This window comes from Arthrobacter sp. Soil_C_60 (assembly GCF_057656375.1).
This window is the reverse complement of the sequence record NZ_JBDGKM010000019.1, coordinates 31,923-43,116: the sequence shown is the minus strand read 5'-3', so window position 1 is coordinate 43,116 and position 11,194 is coordinate 31,923. Positions and strand designations below refer to the sequence as shown.

Here is an 11,194-nt window from a genome sequence, read left to right as displayed (position 1 = left end):
GTTGGCTAGGTTCGTCGCGCCGCGGAGTGCACCCATTGAAGGATGTCGTCCCGGTCGGCGTCGATGCCGGGCGGCACCAGGTCGTAGCTGGCCGGCGTCGCCGAGAATGTGATCGGGTTGCGGACCCCGGGCAGGGCCTCTTGGCCGGCACCCACTTCCACGATCGGTTCCAGTCCGAGACGTTGCGCGAATTCCATGCCGCCGCGGACATCGTTGATCGGGGCACACGGCAACCGTGCCTCGGTGAAGATGCCGAACCACTCGGAAGCTGTGCGCGTGCCCAGCAGGTCCTGAAGAATGGGGCGCAGCGCCGAACGGTTGAGGCTGCGGTCCGGGGGCGTCGCAAACCTGGGGTCGGTGGCCACTTCAGGCGCGCCAAGCACGTCGCAGAGAGTTCGGAACTGCCGGTCGTTTCCGATGGCCAGGACGATCTCGCCCTCTGCCGTGGGGAGTGGCTCGTAAGGGTAGATGCTGGGATGCTCGTTGCCCATGCGGGTGGGCACGTTCCCGCTGAGCAGGAATCCAGCGGTCTGGTTGACCATTCCTGACAGCGCCGAGGTCATGAGGTTCACTTCTATGCGCTGGCCCCGGCCACTCTGGCCGCGCTCATGCAGCGCGGAGAGGACGCCGATGGCGGCATGGAGACCGGTGATGACGTCGAAGACCGCGACGCCGGAGCGGTAGCCGGGCGTATCCGAACCTCCGGTGAGGCTCATTAGCCCGGACATCGCTTGGACCAGCAGGTCATATCCGGGCAGTTCGGCTCCTCCAGCCGTGCCGAATCCGGTAATGGAGGCATATCCGACAGCGGGATTGCGTTCGGCGATGGAAGCGTAATCCAAGCCGAAGCGGTCCAGGCCGCCAGGCTTGAAATTCTCAATAACGACGTCGGCGCTCTCGGCGATTCCGCGAGCGGTCTCCAGATCCTCGGGGTCGCCGAAGTCCAGCGCGATCGACCTCTTGTTCCGGTTGATCGAGAGGTAGTACGTGGACTGGCCTTCGAAGACCGGGGGTTTCCATGCACGCGTTTCATCACCCGACGGGCTCTCCACCTTAATGACGGTTGCCCCCATATCCGCCAGCAGCATGGTGCAGTACGGCCCGGCCAGAACCCGGCCGAAGTCGGCGACGACGATTCCGGCCAGCGGCCCGCTTGCGATGCGGCCGAAAGCGTCCTGACGTGCCTGGCCCGGTTGCGGGTCACCGGAAGTCCCCATGGCGGCGGGGACGGCGTTGCTCTGGAGTGTCATGAGTCCTCTTCCATGTGCGAATTCCTTCCCACCATCCCACTGCCCATTACCGTGCGTCCAATACTTATTGGTGGTCTTACTATTTCGATTCATGAAAGAATGCGGATATGGAGATGCAACAACTGCAGGTGTTCCTCGCCGTGGCGGAGGAACTGCATTTCGGGCGGGCCGCCGAGCGGCTTCACCTGGCCCAGCCGCCGGTCAGCCGGATTGTGCGGCAACTGGAACGCGACCTCGGCACCGACCTTTTCATCCGCAGCACACGCAGCGTACGGTTGACGGCGGCTGGCGCGGCACTGGTGCCGTCGGCAAGGGAAATCCTCGCAGCAGCGCAGGAAGCAAGAAGCACTGCGCTGGCCGCCGGACGCGGGGAAGCGGGAATCGTCAGGCTAGCCTATGCCGGTGCCTCGACCCACGTACTTGTGGGCGTGCTCGCCCGGGAGGTCCGGAGGGCTTACCCGGGAATTGAGTTCCGCCTCAACAGCCAGGACTTCGCGCTTCCGGCCCTCGCGCGGGTCCTCCGTGGCGAGGTAGATATTAGCCTCGGGCGCTGGGATTTCGTGCCCGCCGGTGTCCAATCCCGCATCATTGTCGAGGAACACCTCGTCATGGCTGTTCCGGCATCCCACCGGCTCGCTGCGAAAGACGTAGTGCATCTGGCGGAGCTTGCTGGCGAGCCTTTCGTGGCCCTGCCACCTCACGAGGGGTCTGTCCTGGGTGACCGGCTGCGCCGGTTGAGCCTGCTGGCAGGGTTCGATCCCGACATCGTGCAGAGGGCACCTGACTCGTGGACAGCAATGGCGCTGGTTGGAGCCGAGGTCGGATGCTCCTTGACGGTTTCCTCCGTGGCGGAGAACGTGACGGATCCGCATGTGCACTTTCTGCGGGTACTCGATGAGACGCTGCCGATCTATCTACGGATGGCATGGCGGGGCACCTCGGAGAACCCGGCACTCCCCCCGGTCCTCTCGCTGGCGGAACGGGTCTGGCTTGGACAACCAGATCCAGACGGCACCCCAATGCCATCGGCGTCCTAAGTAGAACGATACGCTCGACGATGACCGGCTTTGCGTGTCAAAGCTGTTACATAGACCGCAGCTACGTAGACCAGCGACAGTCAAGCATTTGAGCAGATCATTTCAGGGTCTCTGGGCACTGAGGCAGTGGCATGTCGGGTCTTGGTTGCTTTGGTGACGATTATGTGCGGGTTTGTCGCGGCAGGCTGCAGCGGTTCTCCAGGCAGTTTTCCAGCGCTGCCCACGTCGTCGGATCGAGGGGCCGCGTTAGAACGGTGCCCCCTGCCGGCTTCCCGACGCCGCAAGAAGGCGGGCCAGCACAGAGCGCGAATTAGAGTGCAATCCCGGAAATATCTGTTTTGAAATCCTGCAGATTCCCGAGCAACAGACACTCTCGAGCCCTCAAGGCTTGTGTCGCACCTCACTCCATGCTGTAATTGGAGCGCACTTCTAACGAAGTGGACTTCATTGTAGTAGCGCCCACGGCAGCCGCAACGCTTACCTTTGCTGGTTGTAGCGGAGCGTGCGGGGCTGACGAAGGCAGGGACGGTGGTGACTGTAAGGGTGCAGTTGCCATGAGCTTCACTGGGCTGGACATTCAGATTTGAACGTCATATTCCTCAATTATTTGCCGTCCGCGCGCTCGGCTGCCGAGGTACTCGCAGAACTCTGAGCAAGTATGGTCTCCCACAATCGGGAGTCCGACAACTCTAATTTTGATTTCCGGAGGTTGAGTGATGTCTAAACAGCAATATGCGGTGGTTGATCCCCCCGGTGGTGAAGTGGGTCGTCTGGCGGGAGGCAAGCTGGGGACGGCGCAGATCGTCTTCTTCGTGATTGCCGCAGCCTCCCCGTTGACCATCGTCCTCAGCACCGGACCGTTGTCGTTGCGCGTCGGTGGGCTCGGAGCGCCGGGCGCCATGCTGGCGACAGGCGTCGTCCTGCTCCTGTTCGCCTGCGGGTTCACGGCGATGTCCAAGCACGTCACCGAGGCGGGCGCGTTCTATGCTTACGTGACACGTGGGCTGGGCGGAACTGCCGGCGCCGGGGCTGCGATGATGACGATGGCCGCCTACGCGGTATGCGTCATCGGCTTTGTGGGCTACATCGGGGTTTTCGCGCAAGGGTCGTTGGACGCCGTCTTCGGTGTCGACGTTCCGTGGCAGGTGTGCTCGTTGATCTTGGCTGCGATCGTGGGGGTCGTCGGCTACTGCCAGGTGGACGTTGGCGCCAAGGTGCTCATGGTCCTGGTGGCCCTCGAGGTCGGCGTCGTCGTCGTGCTCATCGTAGCCGTGTTGGTGCAGGGTGGCCCCGAGGCGCCTAGCGCCGCGCCCCTGTCCCCAGACAACGTGTTCTTCGCAACCGGTTCGGGCACGCTGTTCCTTCTCGCATTCGGTGCCTACATCGGCGTGGAAGGAACGGCCATCTACTCCGAGGAGGCAAAGAAGCCCGAGCGTACCGTCCCTCGGGCGACCTACATCGCGGTCTGTTTCCTCGCGCTGTTCTACGCCCTCAGCTTCTGGGTCGTCATCTACGGCTACGGTACCGAGGGGGCGCTTGCGGCGGCGCAGGGGGATGGCTTCCTCGACATGGTGTTCGCGCAGGCGGACACCTTCGTGGGCGGGGCGCTGGTCACCGCCCTGCGGCTCCTCATCGTGACGAGCTTTCTGGCGACGGTCATCGCCTTCCACAACGCCTGCACGCGGTACATGTTCTCTCTGGGTCGTAGGGGCATGCTACCCCGGATGCTGGCCACGACCCACCCCCGGATGTCGTCGCCGCACTACGCGAGCGTGATCCTGAGCCTAATCACGTTCGTGGTCGTCGTCATCGCCATGATCGCGGATCTCGACCCTTTTCTCGAGCTCGGCACCTGGCTCTACGCATCGGGCGTAATCGGCGTCGTGGCGGCCCAGGCCCTCTGCTCGATCGCCGTGGTGATGTTCTTCCGCCGAGACCGTCGAGGACACAGCACAGCGCGTGTCATCGTCGCCCCGCTTTTGGGATTCATCGGCCTGGCCGGCGCGCTGTACCTGATGGTGAGCAACTTCAGCTACATCAGCGGGTACACCGACTTCGTGCCGAATGCGATCATGATCGGGGCGATGCCCGCGGTCTTCGCGATCGGCGCGGTCTTGTATCGGATCCGTGAGGCGCGCTCCACGACCCGGGAGCCCCTTCACGTCGGGTGATCGCCTGACAACGTTCCCGAGGGCTCGTGCTCGACCGACAGCAGGTGCCCGCATCCAGTGGATGCGGGCACCTGCACGTTGTGGATCGTGTCGAGGCGCCCACCGATGCTGCACGGCGGGGCAGGACGTTATAGAGGTGGCACGAGAAGCGGAGGTGCGCACCCGTCCCCCGGTGGCCTCGAAGGCTGCGGTCAGACTCAACAGCGACATGTCCCGCCCATTTACTTCGCCCCAGATGCCGATGGCCGAATCAGTCCGTATCTGGGAACGCTGTTGCTCCAGGTCACGCTCATGCCACAATGCGGCTGCATATCTGGAGTAAGCGCAAATCCGTGCCCCAAGAGAAAACACCTGACTCATCGATTACGCGGCAGAACCGGCCCCCGCCTGGATATCGCTCGCCGGACATACTCTCCGGATGCCCCTGCATCCTTGCGGAAACCCCTACCCGGTGCTTTAATGAAAGCGCACTCCGAACAAAGTTCACTTTCAACTCAAGGCGATCCGAATCGCCGGCGAAAGGAAAGTCATGACGGTCGTCAACATCTCCGAGTCCGTGGACATACGCAAGGCCTTCTCCAGCTTTCCATCAGGAGTGGCCGCCATCAGCGCGATGGTCAACGGCGTCCCCAAAGGCCTCGCCGCATCCTCCTTCACAGTCGGCGTCTCCCTGGAACCACCCCTGGTTTCCTTCGCCGTGCAGAACAGCTCCACCACCTGGCCCATCCTGCGCCAGGCCCAGAGAATCGGCGTCTCCATTCTCGGAATCGGCCAAGATCTGACCTGCCGCCAACTTGCCTCAAAAAACCCAGACAAATTTGATGAAATCTTTTACACAGCCACCGACCAAGGAGCCATCCGCATCCCCGGCTACTCACTCTGGCTGGACTGCTCCCTCTACGCCGAATACCCCGCCGGCGACCACGCCGTCGCACTCCTGGAAGTACACGACGCCCATATCAGACAGCACGAAAACCCGATCATCTTCCACGAATCAAAATTCAAAGCCCTCAACAGCACACGCCTCCCCTAACCAACCAGGAAAACCAACTGACCGCAACACCACACAAACCGTAGCTCAACGGCGGCTGCAGCAGCCGGAAACCGCAATCATTACCCTGAACCCCCTGCCCCAGTCAGCATGAGAATTGCCGCTAAATGACTGCTTGCATTCGTTCAACATTCTGTTGGCGGCGCAGCATGCTGGAATGACCGGATACGCTCAGGTCCGATCGGCTCCCGGCTTGAACTCGTGTCGCAGGCACGTCATTACCTCTGCGAGCCAAGCACAGCGACCCGCCGCTAGCGCGCATTAATCGGCTAAATCCCATTCGTTCTGCAGCTCACTGCCGGTTTTCTACATCGTAGGATCCCTCACGGTCCCAGGACACCTCGATCTCCACCGGCCTGGTCACGGAAACACGCGGTCGTGGACGGGCGCCATTGCGTATGTTGGGCGCGATCGGAGTCTCGCAATGCTCGTGGCCGAGGTGCTCGGTCAGTTCCGCCTCCAGCCATTCTCGAGCGCGTTCTTCGTGAGCTGGTTCAGCAGACCGCCGGGTTCCATCAGGCCCTGTTCCTTGGCCTGCGTGAGCAACTTGCTCGGCGAGCTCCTTCCGACCGATGATCTCTCGCACGGGACCGTCCACCGCCTCTGACATGTCATCTCGGTCTTGAACTCTCACACGCCGGTCTCCTTCCGGATCAGGCCGGACCATCACGCACCGTTCTTCTTACAGTCCGACGCAACCGGAGGGTCGGCAGCATTAAAGATTGCAGCGGATTTGAGGCGACGCACTACGAAGAACGTCATCATTGCAGCGACGGGCCCGAAAATGCTCATGCGAAATGGGGCGTTAGCAGCAAAAGTCTCCAGGATCGCAGGCTGGTAGAAGTAGCCGGCCCCATAGATCACTCATCCGCCGGTGACGGTAGTTGCACTCCGAAAGCTTCCATGACCAGTGTTTACGGCCTCCCCGGCATTTGCCTGGATGGTCGGGGCCCCCGAATTCTAAGTGGGGTGCAGGATGCGTGGTAGTGCTGCTGATCCTGGCGGCGTTCTCTCAAGAACCTTAGGGTCGATGGATCAGTGCACGATACGCGTTTTCGGCTGTGCAGGCCTCGTCAATGTTGCACATCCTCGCCACAAACGCGCCTTCACTGCTTCATCCGACACGGTGACTCCGCAAGCCAACGGTGTGAAGCCCGTGAAGGACATATTGGTCACGCGTCATCCTTTATTTAACAGCGGCGCCGTCAAGGGAATGACGGCGCCGCATAAAGGACATTTAGGGATGACAAGTGGAGTTAGGTTTAGGGCGCGCTGGACGCCTACTGTGTACGTGGCTAGCAGCGTCATCTTGCAGGGCGGTCAACACCGCGTCCCGCTAACTGACCACCAGGCGTCCCCCAGGGGCGCTACTGCCGCCCATGCGGTCCTGGAGCCCGTGCTGTCGAGTAAGGCCCGGGCAGGCACGACGTCCTCGGATAAGCAGCGCGAGCAATCGTCGGTTTGGGCGGTCTGCCCCAGCCTCGGCGCGAAGCTTACCGATTTCTAAGTCATCACCAGAACGAAGACCCACCCCATGACGGTGATCAACGAACTTGTTTAGAAACCATTTGCTACCGAACATACATCCGACGCCTACACGCCATGCCACACTTAGTCCCGGGACGGGATTACAGAACACGGACCGGCTGGCGAAGGGGCTGGAAGGCTGAATGAAACAGCGAGACATCGTCGAACAAGACGCTTGCTTAAGCCAGTCCTTCGTGCAAGAACCGCGCTCGTTGGCCGACGGCCGAGTTCACTTTCTTTGGCCAGTACTGTGCTAATCCGTTGGATGGCCCAGACCGGCGTTCCTCTGTTGGACATTTTGGTCCTCGATTCATCGTGCTTTTTGGAGCTTTATTCACCACACATGCTGGTGGCCACTAATTCTGCTCCGAGGTGGGGATGACTGCAGGCAGTTGCGCCGGTTTCGCCCAGTTCGGTTCCACCCAACCGGGCGCGCTCGTCATGAAGCAGCTGGTTTTCCACACACCCCGGCCGCGTCAGTTCAGCCCTGGCCTACCCTGCTTAGGTCTGGATCTGAAGTTTTTCGCTGCTCTGATTCCGAGGCCTGCGATGATTCATGGAGGTCTTCATTTAGGTCCATGCCGCGGGTTTCCTTCATTTTGAAACCGACCGTGATCATTACAACGGCCAGCAAAGCCATATAGCCGTAGAAGGCGGATCCCCAGCCAATGCCGGTCAGCCAGGTGTAGAGGTAGGGGGCGGTACCTCCGAAGACGCCTGCCGCCAGGGATGTCATTACACCAACGACCCGGGCCCGGGCAAAGGTAGGTGCCAATTCTGCCATTAGCGCCGGGTAAAGCCCGGCGGCGAGGGACCACGCCAGAAGGCCAATTCCTTGTGCGACGAAGAGGGTCCAAGGCTGGTCGGTCAGGATGATCTGGATCGGTACGATCAGCAGGATCACCGCAATGCCGAGGGCCATGACCATGGGACGGCGTCCCACCTTATCCGACAGATGGCCGAACAGGACGATGAAGAACAGCACCATAAGCTGGGCAAGCAGGCTGGCGATGTAGGCGCCGCCCGGGTCCATCCCCTTTTGGCTGATCGCATTCACCGGGGCGAAGGTCACCCACGTGTAGTAAACCACGTTGTTGCAGGAGGAGAGAAGGAAAATAAGGAGTCCCGCCTTGACCAATTTGCCGCGATCAGCTGCGGAAAGCTTAGTCTTCTGGGCCTGCCCGCCCTTCTGTTCCGTAAACACGTCGGTTTCCTTGACAAATCGCCTGAGAACGAGCACATAAATAGCCAGAAGACTCCCGAGCCCGAAGCCGATCCGCCATCCCCAGTCATTCATGACTTCGCTGCCGAGAAGGTTGCTCAGTACGGCGGCTGTTGCCGTAGCACCCATGACGCCGATCAATACACTCACGTAAACGGCGCTAGTCCACAGACCGCGGCGTTCTTTCGGGGCGATCTCCGCGATATAGGTATAGGAAACCCCGGCTTCGCCGCCGTGGGCCAGGCCTTGCAGCATTCGCAACGCCAAAAGGACAACTGAGGCCCATACTCCGATTTGGGCGTAGGTAGGGACCAAGGCGATGGCCAGCGTCGTGAATGAAAGGGTCAGCATGGTGACCAGCAGGGTAAGCCGGCGCCCCACCCTGTCCCCGAGCCTGCCGAAAAAGAAACCGCCGATCGGGCGCGCGATGAAACCGCCGGCGAAGACGCCCATCGTGGCCAGGAGTGCGGACGCAGGGTTGCTGTTGTCGAAGAAGTTAGCCGCGAGGTAAGGGGTAAAGATCGCGTAAAGGGTCCAATCGAACCACTCGAGCATGTTTCCAGCGGAAGCGCCCCGCAAGGATCGGAGACGGTCCTTCATGGACAGGGCAGTAGGCCCACCTGTATGCAAATAAGTCATTGTTTTATCCCAAAGCTCTGGCGAAAACGTGAAGCGTCATCGCAACTGTTTACGGATCTGGATAGACAGAGGTCACTAGAGCCGTGGGCCGCAAACCCTGCCAACCGCAAAGAACACGCACAGGCCGTGCGGTCGCGGTAACTCCTGCACCAGATATCTGAAAGTAAACTTCGATATAAGTGCACTATCAATTAGATCACGCAAGTGACTTGGCGCACAAGAGTGTATCGTTCGGGGGCGCGCACCCAGAGGAACGAAGCTGGCCTGGCGGTCCAACAAATGAAAAATTTCGTATCCGCAACTGGCGCTCCGAAAGGATAGACAGCAGTCACTGATTACGCGCATAGCGCCGCGGATTCAACCTGCCGACCCGGCCCGTCAGCCCATCCGCAGCCTCTTCAAGAGTTAAATCTAGAGGAAGGCTTGGAAGGTTCCATGGAAGTGGAGGAGATCTCCTGCTAACCTATCGAAGTACACTCCGATTTATAGTAGAATCCGATATTTATACGGATACAGCAGGAGATTGCAGCTCTAGTGGAGGATCATCTTATGTCCCTTATCGAGACCGACTATCTGGTCATCGGGGCTGGCGCCTCGGGCATGGCCTTCGTCGATAGCCTAATTCAACACTCCGACGCCGATGTCGTCATGGTCGACCGTCGACATCTGCCCGGCGGCCACTGGCACGACGCTTACCCGTTCGTCCGACTCCATCAGGCCGCAGCATGCTACGGGGTCTCGTCGACCGATCTCGGCAAGGACCGTATCGACGAGTCAGGGCATAATGCGGGGATGTATGAGCTCTCGTCGGCATCTGAGATTTGCGACTATTTTTCTCAGGTGATGAACAGAGTGTTGCTCCCCTCGGGCCGGGTTCGATTTCTCGGGATGACCGAGTTCCGTGAGGACCGCCCGGGAGAGTACCGGCTCGTCTCACTGCTCACCGGAGAGGAAACCACCGTCCGGGTGCGCCGACGACTCGTCGACGCCACCTACATCGAACCAGAGATCCCCTCGCGGCGGAAACCGGCTTTCGAAGTCGAACCGAGCGTCAACCTAGTATCGCCGAATGAGCTAGTCAACTTAAGTAGTGTGCCCGCCGGATTCACCGTCATCGGCGCAGGCAAGACGGCAATGGACGTGTGCACCTGGCTGCTTGAGCACGGCGTCGACGCGAACTCAATCTCCTGGATCCGCTCCCGTGACGGCTGGTACGTTGATCGCTCGTGGACTCAACCGCTCGATCTCGTGCAATCCCGTGTTGAATACCAGGCCACTTGGGCCCAGGCAGCAGCGGAAGCGTTGAACGGCCGCGATCTGGCATATCGGTTGGAAGATGCCGGGCTCTTCCTAAGGCTTGACAACAATATTGAGCCAACGCAATTCCGCGGCGCAACCATCAGCAAGTCGGAGCTCAACCGGCTGGCCTCCATCGAGCGCGTATCCCGCACCGGCCGCGTCCAGCGTATAAACGGCCGAGGCATAGATTTCGACGGGGGCCAGGAAACCCGCTCGCGTGACGAAATCTACGTTGATTGCACCGCAACAGGGCTAAGAACGATCGAGCCGAAGCCTGTTTTTGAACCAGGCCGAATGGCTTTGCAGTACGTCACCCCCGGATACGCCTGCTGGAGTGCGGCGACCCTGGCTGTAGTGGAAGCGATCCGTGAGGACGACGACGAGAAGAATTACTTGTCGCTGCCCGTGGTTTACACCGGTCACGTCGATGACCTTCTCACGTTCACCCGGGATAACTTCCATAGCGCCGCTCGACGCGAAGCACAATCTGACATCGCTGCTTGGTCAAGCACCACACGGCTAAACCCGGCCCGAGGTCTCAACGAACGAACGAACCGGCCCGAGATACGCGCTGAGATCACTCGCCTTGAGCACTGGCGCGAGCAGGCAATGCGTAACCTAGACTCCCCGGAACTCGCCGCTATCTGAGGCCCGCTGCGGACCCGTGCTTAAGTTCGATCCCTAAACTGACAATGCCACGATTGGAACCTCCAGGCAGAGTAGTGGCTCTCCACACCCAATACCTAACCCTGGAGGTTCTCGTTCTCATAGCGATTGGCGGCGGACCGATGCCACGTTCGATACGGCACCACACTACCCTGCCAAGCTAACAGTTCCGGCACCTTACCAGCGATAATGGGCTCTCACATTCGCAGTCAGCGACCCACTTGCCGATCCGGAGCAGAAGGAGCCTCGGATTTACGACACTCCCCTCGTCTTCGACTAAGGAGCTTTTTTGAGACGGACGAGCAAGTCATGCGCAGGGACCGAGCTGCGAC

General features: G+C 60.5%; 6 protein-coding genes. 4 read left to right on the top strand and 2 right to left on the bottom strand.

The genetic code is table 11. The features are described from left to right. Positions 1-5: 5 nt before the first annotated feature. Positions 6-1,250 (bottom strand): CaiB/BaiF CoA transferase family protein, encoded by a 1,245-nt coding sequence (locus AC3A4M_RS22455; protein WP_498738788.1) that lies wholly within the window; start codon positions 1,248-1,250, stop codon positions 6-8. A gap of 107 nt (positions 1,251-1,357) precedes the next feature. Here AC3A4M_RS22455 and AC3A4M_RS22450 point away from each other — a divergent pair, with 107 nt between their 5' ends. The 3 genes from AC3A4M_RS22450 (at position 1,358) to AC3A4M_RS22440 (ending at position 5,491) form a co-directional block, all read left to right on the top strand. Beyond that, the gene (locus tag AC3A4M_RS22450; protein WP_498738787.1) at positions 1,358-2,287 is read left to right on the top strand and encodes a LysR substrate-binding domain-containing protein; all 930 of its coding nucleotides are present in this window, start codon (positions 1,358-1,360) and stop codon (positions 2,285-2,287) included. Positions 2,288-3,003: 716 nt separating this feature from the next. Beyond that, a complete protein-coding gene (locus AC3A4M_RS22445) occupies positions 3,004-4,458 on the top strand; it encodes an APC family permease (protein WP_498738785.1) in 1,455 nt (484 codons plus the stop codon). A 529-nt stretch (positions 4,459-4,987) separates the two neighbouring features. After that, positions 4,988-5,491, top strand: coding sequence for a flavin reductase family protein (locus AC3A4M_RS22440; RefSeq protein ID WP_498738783.1), 504 nt, complete (start codon positions 4,988-4,990; stop codon positions 5,489-5,491). A gap of 2,026 nt (positions 5,492-7,517) precedes the next feature. On the opposite strand, the gene AC3A4M_RS22435 is transcribed toward AC3A4M_RS22440, so the two are convergent. Beyond that, positions 7,518-8,813 (bottom strand): MFS transporter, encoded by a 1,296-nt coding sequence (locus AC3A4M_RS22435; protein ID WP_498738781.1) that lies wholly within the window; start codon positions 8,811-8,813, stop codon positions 7,518-7,520. 633 nt (positions 8,814-9,446) lie between these two features. Between AC3A4M_RS22435 and AC3A4M_RS22430 the strand changes: the two genes are divergently transcribed. Further along, entirely contained in the window at positions 9,447-10,844 is a 1,398-nt protein-coding gene (locus tag AC3A4M_RS22430; RefSeq protein WP_498738779.1) for an NAD(P)-binding protein, read from the top strand. Positions 10,845-11,194: the final 350 nt, after the last annotated feature.